The 18,525-nt window shown below is 42.8% G+C and carries 18 protein-coding genes; 4 read left to right on the top strand and 14 right to left on the bottom strand.

Going from position 1 to position 18,525, the window contains the following annotated elements; genetic code table 11:
• Window positions 1-379: 379 nt before the first annotated feature.
• From KHN79_RS15915 to KHN79_RS15890, 6 genes are all read right to left on the bottom strand, one after another.
• Complete coding sequence (locus KHN79_RS15915; RefSeq protein ID WP_182010703.1) at window positions 380-1,489, bottom strand: GGDEF domain-containing protein; 1,110 nt, start codon at window positions 1,487-1,489, stop codon at window positions 380-382.
• Window positions 1,490-1,600: 111 nt separating this feature from the next.
• Complete coding sequence (locus tag KHN79_RS15910; protein WP_182010704.1) at window positions 1,601-2,518, bottom strand: hypothetical protein; 918 nt, start codon at window positions 2,516-2,518, stop codon at window positions 1,601-1,603.
• Window positions 2,519-2,992: 474 nt separating this feature from the next.
• Window positions 2,993-4,762, bottom strand: a complete 1,770-nt coding sequence (phaC, locus tag KHN79_RS15905) for a class I poly(R)-hydroxyalkanoic acid synthase (RefSeq protein WP_182010705.1) — start codon at window positions 4,760-4,762, stop codon at window positions 2,993-2,995.
• A gap of 77 nt (window positions 4,763-4,839) precedes the next feature.
• Window positions 4,840-5,187 carry a phasin family protein gene (locus tag KHN79_RS15900; RefSeq protein WP_182010706.1) on the bottom strand — a complete coding sequence of 116 codons (348 nt, stop codon included), beginning with the start codon at window positions 5,185-5,187 and terminating at the stop codon, window positions 4,840-4,842.
• Between the two features lie 45 nt (window positions 5,188-5,232).
• On the bottom strand, window positions 5,233-6,441 hold the full coding sequence (locus KHN79_RS15895) for an acetyl-CoA C-acetyltransferase (protein ID WP_182010707.1): 1,209 nt from the start codon (window positions 6,439-6,441) through the stop codon (window positions 5,233-5,235).
• A gap of 11 nt (window positions 6,442-6,452) precedes the next feature.
• Complete coding sequence (locus KHN79_RS15890) at window positions 6,453-7,193, bottom strand: SDR family oxidoreductase (RefSeq protein WP_182010708.1); 741 nt, start codon at window positions 7,191-7,193, stop codon at window positions 6,453-6,455.
• A 724-nt stretch (window positions 7,194-7,917) separates the two neighbouring features.
• Between KHN79_RS15890 and KHN79_RS15885 the strand changes: the two genes are divergently transcribed.
• On the top strand, window positions 7,918-8,538 hold the full coding sequence (locus tag KHN79_RS15885; RefSeq protein ID WP_182010709.1) for a LysE family translocator: 621 nt from the start codon (window positions 7,918-7,920) through the stop codon (window positions 8,536-8,538).
• Between the two features lie 148 nt (window positions 8,539-8,686).
• On the opposite strand, the gene secF is transcribed toward KHN79_RS15885, so the two are convergent.
• From secF to KHN79_RS15865, 4 genes are all read right to left on the bottom strand, one after another.
• On the bottom strand, window positions 8,687-9,589 hold the full coding sequence (gene secF, locus KHN79_RS15880; protein ID WP_182010710.1) for a protein translocase subunit SecF: 903 nt from the start codon (window positions 9,587-9,589) through the stop codon (window positions 8,687-8,689).
• A 2-nt stretch (window positions 9,590-9,591) separates the two neighbouring features.
• Entirely contained in the window at window positions 9,592-11,430 is a 1,839-nt protein-coding gene (secD, locus tag KHN79_RS15875) for a protein translocase subunit SecD (protein WP_182010711.1), read from the bottom strand.
• A gap of 333 nt (window positions 11,431-11,763) precedes the next feature.
• Window positions 11,764-12,243 carry a hypothetical protein gene (locus KHN79_RS15870; RefSeq protein WP_182010712.1) on the bottom strand — a complete coding sequence of 160 codons (480 nt, stop codon included), beginning with the start codon at window positions 12,241-12,243 and terminating at the stop codon, window positions 11,764-11,766.
• Between the two features lie 134 nt (window positions 12,244-12,377).
• Window positions 12,378-13,046 carry an SH3 domain-containing protein gene (locus KHN79_RS15865; protein ID WP_182010713.1) on the bottom strand — a complete coding sequence of 223 codons (669 nt, stop codon included), beginning with the start codon at window positions 13,044-13,046 and terminating at the stop codon, window positions 12,378-12,380.
• 104 nt (window positions 13,047-13,150) lie between these two features.
• Here KHN79_RS15865 and KHN79_RS15860 point away from each other — a divergent pair, with 104 nt between their 5' ends.
• Both KHN79_RS15860 and KHN79_RS21815 read left to right on the top strand, forming a co-directional pair.
• Window positions 13,151-13,708, top strand: a complete 558-nt coding sequence (locus tag KHN79_RS15860; protein ID WP_182010714.1) for an ATPase — start codon at window positions 13,151-13,153, stop codon at window positions 13,706-13,708.
• Window positions 13,709-13,863: 155 nt separating this feature from the next.
• On the top strand, window positions 13,864-14,097 hold the full coding sequence (locus KHN79_RS21815; RefSeq protein WP_310648671.1) for a hypothetical protein: 234 nt from the start codon (window positions 13,864-13,866) through the stop codon (window positions 14,095-14,097).
• Window positions 14,098-14,203: 106 nt separating this feature from the next.
• Here KHN79_RS21815 and KHN79_RS15855 read toward each other — a convergent pair whose 3' ends face one another.
• Window positions 14,204-14,659 (bottom strand): Lrp/AsnC family transcriptional regulator, encoded by a 456-nt coding sequence (locus KHN79_RS15855; protein ID WP_182010715.1) that lies wholly within the window; start codon window positions 14,657-14,659, stop codon window positions 14,204-14,206.
• A gap of 148 nt (window positions 14,660-14,807) precedes the next feature.
• Between KHN79_RS15855 and KHN79_RS15850 the strand changes: the two genes are divergently transcribed.
• Complete coding sequence (locus tag KHN79_RS15850; protein ID WP_182010716.1) at window positions 14,808-15,734, top strand: DMT family transporter; 927 nt, start codon at window positions 14,808-14,810, stop codon at window positions 15,732-15,734.
• Between the two features lie 81 nt (window positions 15,735-15,815).
• On the opposite strand, the gene KHN79_RS15845 is transcribed toward KHN79_RS15850, so the two are convergent.
• From KHN79_RS15845 to KHN79_RS15835, 3 genes are read right to left on the bottom strand one after another with little or no spacing between them, the layout of a single operon-like run.
• Window positions 15,816-16,853: a DUF2955 domain-containing protein gene (locus KHN79_RS15845; RefSeq protein WP_182010717.1), complete on the bottom strand. Its 1,038-nt coding sequence runs from the start codon at window positions 16,851-16,853 to the stop codon at window positions 15,816-15,818.
• Window positions 16,854-16,865: 12 nt separating this feature from the next.
• Complete coding sequence (locus tag KHN79_RS15840) at window positions 16,866-17,924, bottom strand: HlyD family secretion protein (RefSeq protein ID WP_182010718.1); 1,059 nt, start codon at window positions 17,922-17,924, stop codon at window positions 16,866-16,868.
• Between the two features lie 33 nt (window positions 17,925-17,957).
• Window positions 17,958-18,413, bottom strand: coding sequence for a MarR family transcriptional regulator (locus KHN79_RS15835; protein WP_182010719.1), 456 nt, complete (start codon window positions 18,411-18,413; stop codon window positions 17,958-17,960).
• Window positions 18,414-18,525: the final 112 nt, after the last annotated feature.

Below are 18,525 nucleotides of genomic sequence, written 5' to 3'. Positions count from 1 at the left end.
TGTTTACTCAGCGCTTTTTTGTTTTGTGCTCAATTAAATTGTTAATCAAATACCAGCAAAATGCAGGATTCAGAGAATGTCACTAATTCACATTAAAGGAATATAAAAAGGTGAAGTGGCCTGTAACTGTCGCTGAGCCATTAGTGACAACCAAGACAGGCCAAGCCTAATAGCAAGGCAATTTGTCAGTAGAGCAACTTGCAGCTTAGTAAAACTGATACGGCAACATCTACGACCATTCACAAGCGTTCAATTGCTATGATTTTGAAGCCTCAGAATACAAAAAAGGCTGACAAGAGGAGCATCGTCAGCCTTTCGGTGCTATTCGTTCTTGGAGGAACGTTCCGAAAACAATATTACCGCTTACTGGTTTGTCCCGTTATGATTCAACCTCTCCGCAGCAAACTGAATTACGCTTATTCTTGGCCAAATATAGATTCTCATCGACTTTCTGGATTAGCTGCGTAACGCTATCAATATGTGTCGCCTCTTGAGTTAAAGTAAATACCCCGGCGCTGATAGTGACGACATCGGACGTGGGGCTGCTTTCATGAAGTATCGCCAGATCTTGAATAGATTTTCTCAACTTCTCAGCAACCTGCACCGCATTCTTTGTTGAAGTATTAGGTAAGACGACCACAAACTCTTCACCACCAAATCGAAAGAAGAAATCGTCATTTCTGAATCCCATGTCACCAAGGCACTGCGCAATCTGCTGTAAGCATTTATCACCAGCCACATGCCCGTAAGTGTCATTGTAGGATTTGAAATGATCAACATCGAACATGAGTACCGATAGTGGTCGTGTTGAAACTTCTTTATTTTTCAGCGTTTTCTCAAGCAAATACTCCCCGTAGAAACGGTTGGAAATTCCTGTCAGAGAGTCATTTCGGGACAAAAACGTCAGTTCTTCATTGAGCTGGTCCAGTTCTTCCTCTCTGCGCTTTGTTTGCTCAAACAACGTATTCAAGTTTTCTCTCTGTGCCACAAAAGACATAATCAGGGCAAGGTTAACCCTTGTCTTCTCCAGAAACTCCAATTGAGAGCTATTTAACTTATGGTTTAGTGCGCCAACAAGAATACCTGAAGCGAGAGATTCTTTAGATGCAATCACGGGTATAAAAATATAGTACTGCGGGTACAACGCTTGAGACCCCACATCTAAGAAAGCCCCTTTAAGGAACTCATTTTTATCAAAAACCGAACCTTTTACCTGAAGAACTTTGTTTAGTTCATAGCACTGACCAACAACGCCGTCTTCTAACGGTATTGATTTATCCATAGAAGAAAAATACTGGCTTAATAGTTTAAATTCATCTTCTGTCTTGTAGTAAAAAGCGGCAAAGTTGACATCAAACATTTCTCTGATGATAAGAATCGACTTTCTCGAGAATTCTTTGAGGTCTTTAGATAGCCTGAGATCTTTCTCAATTTTTATCTCATAGCCTTTTCTGATTTTATCTTCATCCAAGTGTTCAGAGACTTCCATCAAGCTTTCTTTAATCGCATTAGTCTCATAATAATCACTAACGTTTAGCTTTCGTTTCTTTTCACCAGCTATCAAGTCTGAACAAAAGGTAATGATGCTATTCAGATCTGTTTACATCATAATCTTTAATTTATTTGAAAAGAAAAGAACAACCAGGAAGACAATGATGACGCCAACGGAGATGTAATAAGATGATTCAAGTAATGGATCGACTATGAATTTAGATTGAATTTTAGAAATTAAAATAAAATTTTCATCAAGCTCGGTTAACAACGAATAGGAAACCAACGAACTTTCACCAGACAAATCATCGTAAACAAACGAGTCTCTTGTGACATTCTGATCGGCATAGGTCCAATAAAGAGGGACACGTGAGGCTTTATCACCATACTTAAATGTTTGTCCGTCCTGAACGACGTCAGTTAAGAAAAAGTAAGCGCCATTCGCGTTTTTATTAACCAAGTAAGAAATTGCACCATCAACATAAAATGAAGAGGAAAAAAGGACATTGTTTAGGTGCTCATTATTAACCGTTAAGAAGAAGTACAGTGACTTGCCGTTCCGCAGGGTAGACTTTTTCGCCACAATACCAAATAGCGTACTATCAACGGTAAAATAGTCGAACGTAACATTACCAGTTTCTTTATTATCCATTCTATTGGAGATGAATTTTGCGTGACGTAAAAAATCTCCTTGGTCATGATTACCATAATCAAACTCGTAATAGAGTTTCTCTTTATCTTCATCGAGAACAAGTAAGGACTGGTAACCGTAGTTAGTTAAAAACGTGTGTAAGAATGCATCTTGTTTGTCTCTGTCATCAGAGACCAGGTTAGATATCAGAGAGATATTCGATGTCAGCGTATTAATATCTGCTTCTCTTTCTTTAAAATAACCTCTTACGAATGTTTCAAAGATTTTATTCTGATTTTCTAACCATTCAAAAGTATATTCAAAATGTTTCTTATACAGAAACAACCCGCTGAGAGCCAGATTGAAAATCACTGGAATCAAACAGATTGCAAACAAATAGTTCCGGATCGAGGTCGATATTTTTTCATATTAAAGCATAACGCCTAAGTAGCTTTTGTGTAGGGTTTTTACATTCATCTAGTTATCTCCACATGTAAAATAAAGAGCGAAGTGATGGTTGTTATTAATAGATAGATTAGTAACGTGAGTTATACCTAGCCTCACATAAAGGCAATGGTAAATCATTGTTATAAAAGTATTTATGTTACATTTTCATCAAAAGAATTTATGTAAGATAAATCTCTAAATGACATCATACGATCCGGAAATTGTTTCCACAGGCAAGCTTCAAATCCTATCAGGGATAGTAAGTTCAAGAATCGTTAACAAGGCAAGTGCGTAGTGCAACTTTTATACGGTTTAGCTCCAGGAATCTGCAATTTTTAAAAGCAGCGAGAACTGCGATTGCTAAAAAGAAAAGCGACCATATAGGTCGCTATTTTTAATACTAAAAGCCCTAACCGAAGGGTGTTATTCCACAGGCAACACCTGTTTGACGTAGACGCCCGGCGCTTGATCAATCACTGGATTGTTGTCAGAGCCAACAGGGAATGGTGCAACCTGCTCTTTCTGGTTGAACTGTAGTAACCAGTCATTCCAGTGGCTCCACCAAGAACCCTCTTTATGCTCTGCATTACTTAGCCATTCATCCGCCGAGTCTTCTAATGTATCGTTCACCCAAAAGCCATATTTGTTTTTAGCTGGTGGATTAATGATACCGGCTATATGGCCCGATTCACCCAGTACAAACGTCTTGTTACCGCCAGTATTGAGAGCACCTCGGTAAGTCCCTTGCCACAGAGCAATATGGTCTTCTTTCGCAGACACGAAATAGCTCGGGATTTTGATCTTATTGAGGTCTATCCACACACCACCGATTTTTACGCCCTTATCCTGAACTAACTTGTTCTCTAGGTAAAACTCTCGAAGCATGAAATTGTGGCACGCCGCACTGATGTTGGTGCTGTCACTATTCCAATACAACAAATCAAAATCTACCGGACTATTCCCTTTCAGGTAGTTGTCCACGTAGTAATTCCAGTACAGGCTGTTTTCACGCAACAAGCTGAAAGTCACACTTAATGAGCGACCGTCCATATACCCTTTTGCGTTGTTCTGAGCTTCGATTGCACTGATGATGGCTTCGTTGATGTAAGCACCCACTTCTCCCGGCTGAGAAAAATCGAGCAGCGTAGTAAAGAAAGTGGCGGACTTAATACGCTTTTTCATACGCTTCGCGGCGTAATATGCAATAGTAGTCGCGAGCAAAGTACCGCCAATACAGTAACCTGCGGCATTAATTTGATCTTGACCAGTAATGTCTTCTATTGCTGAGACCGCTTTGACCACCCCTTCCGTTACGTAGTCACCGTACTCGACATTAGCTTGCTCTTTACCCGGATTGCGCCAAGAGATCATGAATACACTGTGTCCCTGCTCTAGCAACCAGTGCACCATTGAATTCTTAGCCGTCATATCCATGATGTAATACTTGTTGATAAAAGGAGGAACAAGCAACAATGGTGTTGCGTTTACCTTCTCAGTCAACGGACGGTATTGGATCAGTTCGAACAGCTCATTTTTGAAAACCACATCGCCCGCGGTGGTTGCAACATCTTCACCAACACGGAAAGCATTGTTATTCGTCATACGGATTTTCAGAATGTCCGCACTCGACTCAACGTCTTCTTTCAACTGCTCCAAACCCGCTAACAAATTTTGACCGTTTTGCTCCAGTGTCAGCTTTAATAGCTCTGGGTTCGTCGCGATAAAATTAGAAGGAGAAAGGGCGTTTATGGCTTGGCGCGAAAAGAAAATAATTCTCTCTTTTGCCTTCTCATCCAGCCCTTCTAAAGACTCGATGGTTTCCAAATAGGTTTTACTAAACAAAAGATAGGATTGCTTTATGAAGCTGTACATCGCTTCATTTTGCCAATCCTCATGAGAAAAGCGCTTGTCACCCTGTTCGGCTTCTATGATTTGCTTCTGGTTGCCTGCTAAAACGACGTTCTGCCATATCTGTAGCTGTTGCTCCCACCACTCTGCTTGCAGCTTAAGAATAGCAGCAGGTTGGTTGGCAGCTTGTTCAAACAGTTTGGCAGCATCCTCAAAGTTCACTTCTTGCATAGCCTTGTTCAAAGGAGAATTCACGGCTGCCTTGTTTGCTTCAAAATTATGCCACCATTGCTGATTGGTTTCCTGAAGCTTAACAAGATAGTCCGAAAAGAAGTGTTGAAACATAGACATACTCCTATATTCGGATAAAACAACGCCGCCCATGTATAGATATCTAACTTGGGCGGCGATATTAAGACAAATTACGCAGGAGTAACTGTCTTTAGATTTTCCGAAGTGAGTTTCTCAACGTCGTCTTTAAACTCTTGAGCGATGGCTTGCAGCTTGTTGCTGTCATCTGTCATCTGCTGAGAAAGCTTGGTAAGTACGCTCAATTGCTGGCTGCTGAATGCAGTAAGAGTAGTTACATCTTTGATCTCTGACGCCGCTTTCATTTGATTAATGCCCATTTCACTGTATGTACGCATAGCATTAAGTTGTAGCTCAGTCAGAACTTCTACGTTCTTAGTTACCAGTTTGTTGAACTTCAAGTAAGGTTCTAGAGTTTTTTCAGTTTGGTTGCTGAATGTTTTAAAGAAATCAGTGTACATGTCTTATCTCCTAGATAAAAAATTTAAAATGTCCGTTTTAATAAACTAGTTAACTGTTTTTAAAATAACAGCCGTACCCATACCACCGCCCACACAAAGCGAAGCAACGCCGTATTGACCGTTTTGTTTATGAAGTTCGTGAACTAGAGTAACCAAAATACGGTTACCTGATGCGCCAAGCGGATGGCCTAACGCGATGGCACCGCCATTAAAGTTCGCTTTTTCTTGAATTGAACTTACTGAAACCTTGTTCGTTTCAGCCAGCTGATGAATAACGCCTAATGCTTGCGCAGCAAAAGCCTCATTCAATTCGTATACATCGATATCCTCGATGGTTAAATCCGCTTTTTGCAGGGCTTTATTGACCGACTCTACCGGGCCCAAGCCCATGACTTTCGGATCAATACCTGACTGAGCATAGCTGACAACCTCTGCCAGAGGCGTCAGGCCGTATGCTTGGACTGCACTTTCTGAGGCTACAACGATAGCACTTGCACCGTCGTTAATACCGGAAGCATTACCCGCTGTAACTGTACCTTCGCGGTCAAATGCTGGGCGAAGCTTGCTTAAACCTTCCAGCGTTGCGTTTGCCTTTGGATATTCATCAGTATCAAAGACTATCGTTTCACGGCGCAGTTTCACTTCCACTGGCACGATTTCGTCTTTGAATTTACCTGCTTCAATCGCCGCAACAGCTTTCTGCTGGCTGTATAACGCATACTCGTCTTGTTGCTCTCGCGTGATGCCAACTTGCTTCGCAACATTTTCGGCAGTTACGCCCATGTGGTACTGGTTAAATACATCCGTTAAGCCATCGGCAATGAGCAGATCTTTAAGCTCCATGTTACCCATTTTATTGCCATCACGAACGCTACTCGGCACCGTAAATGGAATTTGAGACATGACTTCAACGCCCGCAGCAACGACAACTTGTGCGTCACCACTTCGGATATGAGTAACCGCGTCCATTACGGTTTTCATCCCGCTGCCACAAACCATGTTAACGCCATAGGCAGGAACCGACTCTGGAATTCCGGCATATAATGCTGCCTGACGGCCCACGCCCATGCCCTGACCTGCACTAACGACATTACCGACAATTACTTCATCAATTTTTTCGCCGTCCAGATTTGCAGATTGAAGTGCGCCTTTAATAGCAACTGCCGCAAGTTCACCGGCAGGCGTGTCTTTCAGGCTGCCACCAAATGCGCCAATTGGCGTGCGCTTTGCAGCAACGATATAAACTTTTTCCATCATCACAATCCTTAGTGCATGTAAAGGCCGCCGTTCACCGACAGCGTTTCTCCGGTAATATACGCACCGGCATCACTCACTAAGAAGCTGACAGAAGCAGCAATTTCCTCTGGTGTTGCCAAACGTTTCATAGGTACTTGATCGGTAATAGAGCTCAGGATTTCAGGCTTCATTTGCTCGACCATCGGAGTGCTCGTATAACCCGGAGCAATAACGTTAACCGTTACACCAGAACGCGCACCCTCGTAAGCAAGTGCTTTCGAAAAACCGATCATGCCCGCTTTAGCAGCAGAGTAGTTAGCCTGTCCAAACTGGCCTTTTATACCGTTAACAGAAGAGATATTAATTATGCGACCGCCACCTTTTTCACACATCACAGCAAAAAGTGGTTGAGTCACATTAAACAAACTATTTAGGTTAGTATTAATAACGTCATTCCAGGCCTGTGCGGTCATCTTCTTAAACTGACCATCACGTGTGATACCCGCATTGTTGACAACCACATCGATAGTACCTTCTTCCTCAAGTAAGAGAGCTAACTTTTCAGCACATTGTGCAGTGTCAGTTACATCCAGCTCCAAAAGGCGAACCTGATCTTTGGTAAACCCTTTGCTGTTAAACCATTCCAACGCACTTTCATGCTTCCCTGTGCTGTAAGTGGCAATAACGCGATAGCCATCATTTACTAATTGAGAGGAAATAGCAGAACCAATTCCGCCTTTTGATCCAGTAATCAACGCGACTTTATTCATTGAAGACTCCATTCTTACTTAATGGGGATAAAAACCATTTGACTATAAAAATACCTATTAAACAAACTGACCTGTTTATTTATTCATTCCGCACAATTCCTTTAGTGCCTTTATTTAAGTTAACTCAAAAATATTACATTTCAAATAAAAAGATATGCTCTTCTTATAAGGTTGATATAGATCTCATTTAAAATGTAATGTTAATTTTTTGTTAAACTTAATTAAACACTTGTTTTTGAAAGGCTTTACCTTGTCTGACCACTAACTAAACCTCAACAAATTAACTTTAAAATCAATAATTTGAAGAATTGCACCAATATTGCACACACTCGTGATTTAAAGTCATATTTCGTATTATCAATATATTTCAAACACTAAAAATTAGAGCAAAAATTCCAAATTAGCGTCTGTTATTCTGTTTAATAAATTTTGTTTAAAACAATACGAGCCATTATTAATTAGCTCCTGATAGAATTGTAAAAGAGAATTATTATTATCTTCTTAATTAACGTTTTGTTTATTTAATTTTATGATATTAATATTGCGCTCATCTGGTGCGGACGCACTAACATGACGCAGAAATTAAATTATGATGAATTGTTTTTTAATATATTTAATAGAATTCAATTAATAAAAGTAAAAATAACAACAAGTTTGCAGTAGCATCATCCACCAGATTGCACTATCTTTGTGAGTCATCTTCTACTACTTGATAATTACACCCATGAATATGACACTGCTCAGTATGTTCATCCCGACCTTCTTTTTTGTTTCAATCACTCCGGGGATGTGTATGACTCTCGCGCTCACATTAGGAATGAGTGTCGGTTATCGCCGTACATTATGGATGATGATCGGAGAGCTAGCCGGAGTTGCACTGGTATCAATATCGGCGGTAATAGGTATAGCTGCAGTTATGCTAAACTACCCTTGGTTGTTTGTTGCGCTAAAGTTTATTGGTGGTGCCTATCTGCTGTATTTAGGCATAGAAATGTGGCGTTCACGTGGCAAACTCGCTATCAGCATCGAGACTCAAGAAGCACTGCCTAAAGGCAATTGGAACCTAGTTGTACAAGGTTTTGTTACTGCGATTGCCAACCCGAAAGGTTGGGCTTTTATGATATCGCTTCTTCCACCATTCATTGACCAAAATGCCGCCCTTGGCCCTCAATTGGTTGTTTTAATTTCTATCATCCTGATGTTTGAATTCCTTTGTATGTCACTTTACGCAACCGGGGGAAAAGGGTTAAAACGAATCCTGGGACATACTGAAAACGTACGTTTAATGAATCGCATCGCCGGTACGTTAATGATGGGCGTGGGTGTCTGGTTATTAATGAGTTAATGGTGAAAAATAGGGTTTCTTCAGCACTCCATTACCCATCTCAATGATTAATTTTTCCTTGAGTAATAACCATTATTCCCAGAGCAAAAAACAAAACTGCCACTCATTTAGAGTGGCAGTTTTATATCATCGATTAATGTTCATTCTGCTATGGTGCAGTATCAACTTCAACCGCAAGGTAATGTTTCGGTTCGAGTTTCAAACGCTCTGGCAATACCGTACCGATTGAAATAGAAGACCAGGTACCAGAAAGCACCCCTATAAACATTGCAGTAGAGAAACCAGCCAATGCAGCTCCACCCATCATCCACAATGCGCCTACAGTGATCAGAGTGGTACCTGAAGTCACCATGGTGCGGGAAAATGTTGCAATCACTGCCTGATCATTGATCTCTTCTGTTTTCCAACTCTGCTTGGCAATCAGTAATTCTCTAATCCGGTCAGAGATAATAATTGAGTCATTCAGGGAGTAGCCAAGAATTGCCAAAATTGCTGCAAAGACTGTGAGGTTAAACTCCATCTGGGTAATGGCAAAGAAACCTAATACAAGCACGACATCATGTGCGAGAGCGAACAACGAGCCACTGGCTAAACGCCATTCAAAGCGGAAACATAAGTACGCCAGGATAGTTAGTACTGAAATAAGCAGAGCTAAGCCACCTTGCTCAAACAAATCCTGGCCTACCTGTGCGCCAACGATGCTGTTACTCACGACATCAACTCGGTGTGAGATCGACTTCAGAACATCCGCGACACTTGGCAGAGCCTGGCTTTGTTCCGACGCAGCATAACGAATAACCCAGCGCCCATCCTCTCCTGAACGCGTCACAGATGTTGACTCTCCGCGTTTTGGCTGTAGTGCGCTTAGCAAATCCTGGCTGGTTAACTGCTCATCTATTTTGACCTCGGTTACCATGCCTCCGGTAAAATCGAGACCCAGATTTAAACCTCTCATCCCTAGCGCTGCAATCGCGATTACGGTCAAAATGACAGAAACCAGCGTAGTGAAATAACGCACTTTACGAATATGTTTTTGTATTGTTTTAACCATGATTAAACCCTCACATCACGACGGGTGTCGCGACCCCAAATTAAGTTGATCATTGCTCGCGAGGCAAATACGCCGGTAAACATACTGGTTAACAAACCTAAACCTAACGTTAATGCAAAGCCCTGGATCGGGCCGTTACCGATGGCGTACAAGATCACAGCGGTAATCATGGTGGTAATGTTGGCATCAAGGATGGTGGCAAATGCGCTGTCAAAGCCAAGGTCGATAGCCTGTGCGAAACTTCGGCCTTCGCGCATTTTGTCTTTAATACGTTCAAAGATAATCACGTTGGTGTCGACAGCCATACCAACGGTGAGCACCAAACCCGCGATGCCGGGTAAAGTAAGTACTGCGCCCGGCAGCAATGCAATAAGCCCCAGTAAACACAGCATGTTGGCACACAAAGCTACGTTTGCGACCCAGCCTAAACGGCGATACCAAAGCGCCATAAATACCAGGGTTAGTCCCATACCCAGGGAGAGTGCGGCAAAGCCGTTTTGAATATTCTCAGCACCAAGAGAAGCTCCGATTGTACGTTCTTCAACAATTGTGACAGGCGCTGTCAGAGAGCCTGCACGGAGTAAAAGTGCCAGTTGCTGTGCTTCATCCATGCTGCCAGCCCCAGTTATACGGAACTGACTGCCAAGCTGAGACTGGATAGTCGCAACACTAATGACTCGCTCACTACGTTCAGTAACGCCCCGTTCATTTGTCTTGTACTCGCGGTATACCGTCGCCATTGGCTTACCGATATGAGTTGCAGAGAAATCACTCATTTTCTTGCCGCCAGCATGGTCAAGCGAGATGTTAACCTCCGACATACCCATTTTGTCGGCACCGGCACGAGCATTAACAATATGTTCTCCTGTTAATACCGGACGTTTGCTCAGCGTCACGGTACGGCCTTCGTTATCCTTTAGTACCAAATCCTGACTGCTGTGCGCTTTGCTTGCGTCTTTGACTTCGTAGAAAGCCAGGCTGGCCGTTGCACCAATCACATTTTTGGCTTGTGCTGGATCTTGTACGCCAGGTAATTCAATGCGGATACCCTCTTTACCCTGACGCTGAACCAAAGCTTCTGTGATACCCAATTCTTCGATACGACCGCGCATGATCTTCAGGTTTTGCTCTAATGTGGTTGACTGAAATTCCTGGATGTTCTGTTCACTTGGTTCAAGAACAAGCCCACGTGAAGAACTCTTTGCAACCCAGCTTGGATAGTTTTGCTGCAGAAATTGGTTCACTCCGGCAAGTGCCTGATCACTTTCACTGACAACAGAAATACGATTACCGCTTTCTGCCCGAACCTGAACGCCACGTACACGTTGCTCACGTAAGTCAGATTTGATCTCATCGATTAATGCAACTCGCTGCTCTTCGAACGCTTTGTTCACATCAACGTTCAACAAAAATTGAACGCCGCCGCGAAGATCAAGACCAAGCTTGATTGGGTTAAAACCGATTTCATTCAGCCAATCTGGTGCAACGGATACATATGAAAATGTAATGTTGTCCTCTTTGTCCAGCACATTGTTAAGTAACGTTCTGGCTTTGCTTTGGTCAGATTCACTGGCAAAAACAATGGTTGTTTTTCCATCTTTTTCAATGATTTTATCAGTTGGGATATGATTGGTTTTCAGCAGTTGACTGAGCTGTACAACAGACAACTTGCCATCACTTTGTTCGGAAAATGTCACCTGTATTGCTGGTTGTTCACCAAACCAGGTTGGAATAGCACTCAGGGTCAGTATCATGACTGTCGCGATCAGCACGACGTACTTCCATGCCGAATAGTGGTTAAGCAGTTTCCTGCTTTTCGGAGGTCTTAGTGTGTTTTTCATATAAACGTCATCTCTTCACCAGTTAGTGAAGTTCTTAATTTGGGAGGAGCAATACCAATCGTAGTAAATAACTGGTCATTCTAGCTGGCCAAAATACTCGATAACTGCGTTGTCAATTTTGATTGTAGAGTAACTACTTATCGAAAATTTCCGCCTTGTTCTCAAGCATTTTTACTACGCGATTTCTGATTACTTATTTACTGTGATTGGTATGAGACACGATGACTTCTGCCCGGAATACATTTCGGGTACAGAGTGATCTGAATGTTAAGCCACTCTGATGAATACAGGCATCGGATCAAGTTTGCACATAATGTGCATAGTCAGGAGGGGTTAAGCAGAAAACTGGCTATTGAGTGCAACATACATCGCATTGGTTTCTTTCCAGCCAGAAATACGATGCTCACTATTGAGATGACAGAATACAGACTGATTTTGACGCCAATTTATTGCGACTAAACGATATGTGTACTCCACGGTCGCGCAGAAGGACGAGTTGAGATCGCCAATAGAGTCGACATCTCCTTCATCCAGCCCTTCACGTAAATAAGAAGCCCTACGTTGAGGATCAATAATCGCCAATGTATCTGAGGTGTTATGACCTTCAGATACGGGGACTTGCGTTGATTGCTCTGATACTACAGAAAAATCAACATCAGCGTTCGCGGTCGTACTACCAGCAACAAATGGTTGCAGTTTAGAGAAGTGTGGTAAATAAAGAGTTTGATCTACTTGCTCAGCCGAAACCTGCATTGGTAATAATACCATTGCAAGCAACAATAAAAGCAATTTTCGCATATAGATCAGAGGCATGAGAACTCACTAAAAGAAGACAAAGCCGAGCCTGCAAACTCGACATGGTCGATACTATGCCTATTAGTCGGGCTTAACAACTAAAAAGATCTAAATCTCACATCCCAACTTTGCGCCACAACTATTGTTGTGATTCAACGATAAAATATCTCTCCGCTATCAACGTCCAGATAAATTTTATTCTCTTGCTCTAATCCGCCACAGTATACGAAGTAGACATTACGCCCTTTATAAGTCACTGAACGAATCCACCCGCCAAGCTCTTCGAAGTCATTGGGATCGCATGTCTTATCGTCTAATAACTTCTGTGTCTTGTTTCGGAACATATCGAGATGCACCACTAAATCGTCTGACTTCTGTAGATAACCGTCGAGAATTTCCAGACGCTCCTGCTCTTGTATCACCGGCTCTGCATCAGACAGCCCATTTGCGTTTAACCATTCAGCCGTTTCCTCGCCGCCTTCTTTATATACCAAATAATTGGATATACGATACCAGCCGCTCGTTTTTTCCAGCACAGCGACTTTTTCGCCTTTATAAAGTGTGTCGACGACTAACGCATTGTGATTAGGCTTATTGTACACACTGAGCTGGCGGTCGATGACGTAGTATTCTGTAACTTCAGGTGGTAAAGCTTCCAAATCCATAATCGGTTTTGGCGTTTCTTCCTGCACTTGAGGTTCTGGTGAAGCCTCTTCCAGTACTCGTTCTTGCTGGTCATTTGGGATGAAAAAGAAGTAGATACCAGCACCAACGCCTCCAAGCAACAACATAACGACTATTGCGATAAGTGCTTTCTTCATATGTGTTTCCTTTTACTTTGGGAAAATATCCCAAAAGATGCTTGATTATAATCCGACAACAATAAACTATTGATAAAAGAGTCGCTTAAATAACGTGAAAAACAATGATCAATAAGACTAAATGGATACTGATACTTTTTCTGTTCCCTTTTACTGCCCACTCCGCTGAACCTTGCAATCCGGCTTCATGGAATGTAAATCTTAACCAATTCAAACAATTGGAGTTAAGTTACAATAAGTACGTTAAAGTTTTCAACGCACTCCTTGCTGACCACAAACAACGACCTCTGTTGTCGAAGGAGTTTGATCGCGACGAACTCGCGATACTTTGGCATATAAGATCGAGAAGAGATCTACTACAGACCCAATTAGAGACGTCCATAAAACATCGCGAACAGTTAAGCAAGAATGCAGAAGAGCTAAGCAAACTCGGTACACAATCTATCTTGTCGGCCAATGAGTGGGAAAAATTAGCCCAAAGTTGTAAAAATGCGGACGAAATGGCAAATCAGATTACTGCAGAGTGGTACCACATTACCGCAAATCAACTTGCTGACGACTACAACAATCTCTCCTCGCAGTTCCTTGGCTTAGCGAGCCTTTATGACAAGGAAGCGAACATATTAATACTGTCTCAGAAAGAAGAAGCATCTGCCAACTGAGCAATCAGTAGAATAGAAAACCAGTTTCACACAAAAGTCCCCTATATAGAGACATTGGTCACAATAATGCTTTACTTGTGACCCGTTATTAGTTACTTTAACCATTAATAACGTTTAACAAATAGTCACAATTGACTGGAGATGATGCTACACAAATGGTTATCAATCGATTAAGTCACAGGACACAGCCTAATACGACTAAAGCTAAATTTTTATCAGTAGTTAGGCATGTAAAACGGTTTGGTTCAATCAGTGAATTGGATCTATGTAAAATCTTCGGAGAAACAATCTGGTGTGATGGGAGGGAATACCATTCAGCTGCTTTCTCGTTTAAAGTTGATAGAAACACAGGGAATTGTGAAATTTCGCAGTACAAGAACCGCCATTAACTCATAACGGTTTTATAAGTAAGAATTTATAGAGCAAAGTCAGTTTCCTGACTTTGCTTTTTTGATCATGGCAAGAAGATCATTTTGATCTACCCCTATCTCTTAATCATGCATAAATAGGCAAACTTCCATTTCCTTTTACTTGCCTGATCGCTAAATGAGTATGCATGTCTTTTACGTTCTCCAAAATCTGTAATTTTCTTGTGAAGCTCTCATAGCCAGCAAGATCTTTACTCACAACTTCAAGTAAGTAGTCGTAGGCACCTGACACAACGTGACAAGAGATCACTTCATCCATTTCTGAGACGGCGCACTCAAATTCATCAACTGAAGACGCTTGGTGATTATTCAGACTCACTTCAACAAATACTGTCATCGCTATCCCGACAGTACTGCGAGATACTATTGCACGATAGCCACTAATCACACCTTCTTGCTCCAAACGCTTTATGCGTCTTGCGCAGGGAGAAGGTGAAAGTCCGACTTGATCAGCAAGCTCGGCAGTCGTTAGTGTAGCGTCTTTCTGAACCAGATTAACCAATTGCCTGTCTATCCTATCCATTTTCATTACTCTGCAAATATTCATCAAAATATAGTAATTACAAACATAATATCACTAACATCAATGCAAACTAAGCCACATTTTGCCACCTTTAAGCGCGGGTTTTATTCGACAATTAATACTTCGCTAACTAACGGAAACGTCGGGCATGATTTTAGGGTATGCGGCTATATTTGTGACTTTACTTCTCTGGTCTGGTTTTTTTCTTTCTCTGAAAGGAGGAGCAATATCCGAACTGCAACCTGCAGATATAGCCTTAGTGCGATTTCTCATCCCTGGCTTAGTTTTACTCCCGTTTGTTTTGAAGCATAAAAAAGCGCTCCGCGCGGTTCCTAACAAGTATTTAGCCGGTATCGTCGTGGGCAGCGGACTTCCTTACTTACTGGTGGTCGGGAACGCAATGCAGTGGGCTCCGGTTGCTCACGGCAGCGCATTAGTACCGGGAACACTACCTCTCTTTGTCTCAGCGATTGCCGTTATTTTCTACCGACAGCAATTGAGCCAGCACCGGCTTTTCGGCCTTGCTACTGTGCTATTGGGTGTAGTTGTCTTCCTGCTTTCAAACTCCGGAACTGAGTACAACCGGGAGCAACTGCACGGACACCTGTTATTCCTTACTGGCAGTATAATGTGGGCAGTATTTACTATAAGTGCGCGTGTCGCTGACCTAAATCCACATCTATGTGCAGGCTTCGTGTCACTGATGTCGCTTGCACTGCTTATTATGGCTGTCGGTTTTGGCTGGATAGAAAGCTATTTGGTCGTTACGCCAATAAAATACTGGCCATGGGAAGAGTTATTTGGCCATGCAATGATTCAGGGTGTGGGTGCGGGATTAATTGCTTCATACACTTTTATGTACGCCATCAAAATCATAGGCGCAGAAACCAGTGCGGCGTTTGGCTCTTTAACACCGGTAGTCGCGACACTGTTTGCAATCCCTATCTTTAAAGAGCAACCTGATACAGCTACCTGTCTGGCCCTGTTTCTAGTGACATTCGGCAGTGTTCTCGCCAGCCAGGTATTGAGTAAAAGTAGTGCCAGCCAAAGCTATCGTCCTCCAGTACATCGCTAATCAATCAGCAACTGAGCTCTACGTTGCCAGAACCATCTTTACTGATCCGGCAACGTAGAACACTAGAACTGAAAGTAACGGCTATTGTTCGGCAAAACGAGTAGCCTCAATGTTATTGAGTATTCGATGTATTACATACGTTATTAAAAGCGTAGCAACGATTGCAAACAGTATACTACTCACCCGATAAAGCGCGCTGAAGATCAAATCGCCGCCAGGGCTTAAATACTGACCGAACAAAATCCCTAACGTAGTTAACCCACCGAAACCGGCCCCCGAACCGCTGGACTCTTTAACGTGCATATAACTAAACATCATTGCGCCAATCCAAAGCAAAGGAACAACGAACAATAAAGTATCAGACCAGTCATAAAGTACCAGCTGACTGATAATTCCAAACGTTACTCCCAGTAACGTACCCATAGCTCTTTTTCGTGCATACCCTAGGGCACCATTCCAATGCATAGGAAATAACAACAATATCGTAGTCGCCTGGGCCGACAGAGAGTCATTCAAGTCAAAGATTTGAAAAACCAGAAATGACATCGTGGCAATGCTTGCTCCCATCAGCGCTTCATGACGCATACGATGGTTTTTCTTTGGCTCCGATGGCCTTGCTGGTGGTTGACGCGGTTCTGCATCTGGAATCAGAAACGTGACCAGGTAAGCAACAACGACTGAAATGACCGTAGCTTCCAGGTTACTGAAAATCAGATTATTCAGATCAGTACTGTCATAACTGGAAAAGTGCAGCATAATACTTAAGTTCAGGACACTACTTGCGCCAAACAAGAACAAGCTTCCTTTGGACATGCAGGCAAATTTGTAGAGAAACAAACCAAACGTAATCATGGTCATCATGAACGGATGACCGCCAAAGAGCCCGCCAAGAATAGCGACCTCAAGGCCACAGACAACTGCTACGGCTATCATCTGACGAGCGGCATGCAAGCTCATTACTGGTACCATACCGAGTAAAAGCATCGGCGTCACAGTGTAAAATACGCCGTAATTCCAGCCGAAAAGCTTACACAAGGTGAAACCAATTGTAGCTCCGGTCGCTATTCGCAAACACTGCCGCAGATCGTTCTCCGACATGGGGTGGTTCCATAACTTCATACCACCTCCCTCTTAATAGATATAATGTAGAGCACTCAGGAAATGGATCTGCAGGTTGCTAAACCACCCAGAGACCAAATTGTCAGGTAACAGCTGAACTGTCGCACGCGCTCCCGCAGGGAACGAATGTTGTTCTTGATCGTCGATTGCCAGATGCAAACGCATTCGCTGTGCATCCCTCACCCAGCGGTTAGTTACCGTTGGCGTGGCAAGTCGGCCATCTGCATCAAACTGACCAGAGCTTACCCCTGCGTCAATACTTGTGATTCGAGCTTCGAAAACTTCACCAGGCAAGCTATCAAATGCCACCAATGCACGGCTGTCCCGGCTGAAATGACGGAGGCTCTTTTCACGAAAATCAGCAATGATATCGACGTCGTCTGATACCAGCGCAACTAGAGGACTTGCGGTAGAGGCGTATGCACCGACTTCAAGCTGAAGGTTTGCAACCACACCATCATGTTCAGCCGTCACTCGTGTATATGACAAATTAAGCTCTGCTTGCTTAAGCTGGTTTTGAGCCACACGTACGCTTACGTTTGCTTCACTAATATCACCACGGCTGACTTCGAGCTCTTTAAGGCGGGCGCGTGCAGCCAAAAGGTTTGCTTTCGCTGCAGTGGCACTACTCTGCGCATCATCAAGTTGCTGCTGAGATGTGCCGTTACGATGAAACAGCTTATTTAAACGTGCGGCTTCACGAACCTTTTGCTCTGCCACAATCTTGCTTGCTTCTACATCTGCTTTCGCTGCAATGATCGAAGCGTCTAGCTGATCATTATTTTGAATCACCTGATCTAAGTTGAGCTGAGCCCGCTCAACCGCCAGCTGATAGGGCAACGGGTCAATCTGGAACAACACGTCACCCTTATTAATTTTCTGATTGTTGTTCACGTAAATTTCTGTGATTTGGCCACTTACTCGCGGCGCTACTTTAGTTACAGAACGAGTTGCCATTGCCTGAGGAGTGAGGGGCATTGCCAGATCTGCAATTAAAAAATAAGCAAAGACAAGGACAAACACTACGCATGAATATTTAATCCAGCGCGCGAATTTTTGGTCTGGAGTCATAGATTTCAACTTCTCTTGATTAGGTTTTCTGACTTATTTGCTAAGTGTACCGAGTGCATTACTTGCCATTTGTTCTAGGACTAGGCCCATGGTCTTTAAATCTTCGTCGTTGATCTCAGAGAGTAGTTTTTTACGAACCTCAAGGATTCGGCTCTCCAACTGAGTAATGAGAGCTTGCCCCTCTTGCGTCAAGCTGACGATCCGAGCTCGTTTGTCACTCTCGCAGCAATGTCTTGTTACCAGAGACTGCTCCTCAAGTAGCTTTAAGGTACGCATTAAGGACGCTAATTCAATCTCTAATGCTTCCGCCAACTGCTTCTGACTTACGTGGTCTCCCATACGATGTAGCTTCCATAAAGCAGTCCAGCGCGGATAGGTCAGATTAAGTGGCTCCAGCTCTCGGTCTGCAACCATTTTCCATAGACGAGCGACGCGAGATAGTTTTTCCGCAACGGAAAGCTCTCTCAGAATATCAGTACTTTGAATCATTAGAATCACTCAGTTACTTAGCATGCTAAGCAATATAAATTAGTTAGCGTGCTAAGTAAATGCTTTGTGATAATTGTCACATTAAATAGTCCATTGAAAGGAGAAGTGTTGC

Origin of the sequence: Vibrio sp. B1FLJ16 (assembly GCF_905175385.1) — a bacterium.
Taxonomy (GTDB): Bacteria; Pseudomonadota; Gammaproteobacteria; order Enterobacterales; family Vibrionaceae; genus Vibrio.
The sequence above is the reverse complement of the archived record's forward strand: the minus strand, read 5'-3'. Positions and strand labels throughout refer to the sequence as shown.

Excerpts from the sequence above, each read along its gene's own strand:
- KHN79_RS15865 (WP_182010713.1), bottom strand. The coding sequence starts at position 13,046 with ATGAAGAAAGCACTTATCGCAATAGTCGTTATGTTGTTGCTTGGAGGC.
- KHN79_RS21815 (WP_310648671.1), top strand. The coding sequence starts at position 13,864 with ATGGTTATCAATCGATTAAGTCACAGGACACAGCCTAATACGACTAAA.
- KHN79_RS15840 (WP_182010718.1), bottom strand. The coding sequence starts at position 17,924 with ATGACTCCAGACCAAAAATTCGCGCGCTGGATTAAATATTCATGCGTA.
- KHN79_RS15845 (WP_182010717.1), bottom strand. The coding sequence starts at position 16,853 with ATGAAGTTATGGAACCACCCCATGTCGGAGAACGATCTGCGGCAGTGT.
- KHN79_RS15890 (WP_182010708.1), bottom strand. The coding sequence starts at position 7,193 with ATGAATAAAGTCGCGTTGATTACTGGATCAAAAGGCGGAATTGGTTCT.
- KHN79_RS15885 (WP_182010709.1), top strand. The coding sequence starts at position 7,918 with ATGAATATGACACTGCTCAGTATGTTCATCCCGACCTTCTTTTTTGTT.
- KHN79_RS15895 (WP_182010707.1), bottom strand. The coding sequence starts at position 6,441 with ATGGAAAAAGTTTATATCGTTGCTGCAAAGCGCACGCCAATTGGCGCA.
- KHN79_RS15900 (WP_182010706.1), bottom strand. The coding sequence starts at position 5,187 with ATGTACACTGATTTCTTTAAAACATTCAGCAACCAAACTGAAAAAACT.
- secD (WP_182010711.1), bottom strand. The coding sequence starts at position 11,430 with ATGAAAAACACACTAAGACCTCCGAAAAGCAGGAAACTGCTTAACCAC.
- KHN79_RS15860 (WP_182010714.1), top strand. The coding sequence starts at position 13,151 with ATGATCAATAAGACTAAATGGATACTGATACTTTTTCTGTTCCCTTTT.
- KHN79_RS15870 (WP_182010712.1), bottom strand. The coding sequence starts at position 12,243 with ATGCCTCTGATCTATATGCGAAAATTGCTTTTATTGTTGCTTGCAATG.
- KHN79_RS15850 (WP_182010716.1), top strand. The coding sequence starts at position 14,808 with ATGATTTTAGGGTATGCGGCTATATTTGTGACTTTACTTCTCTGGTCT.
- secF (WP_182010710.1), bottom strand. The coding sequence starts at position 9,589 with ATGGTTAAAACAATACAAAAACATATTCGTAAAGTGCGTTATTTCACT.
- KHN79_RS15855 (WP_182010715.1), bottom strand. The coding sequence starts at position 14,659 with ATGGATAGGATAGACAGGCAATTGGTTAATCTGGTTCAGAAAGACGCT.
- KHN79_RS15915 (WP_182010703.1), bottom strand. The coding sequence starts at position 1,489 with ATGGAAGTCTCTGAACACTTGGATGAAGATAAAATCAGAAAAGGCTAT.
- phaC (WP_182010705.1), bottom strand. The coding sequence starts at position 4,762 with ATGTTTCAACACTTCTTTTCGGACTATCTTGTTAAGCTTCAGGAAACC.
- KHN79_RS15835 (WP_182010719.1), bottom strand. The coding sequence starts at position 18,413 with ATGATTCAAAGTACTGATATTCTGAGAGAGCTTTCCGTTGCGGAAAAA.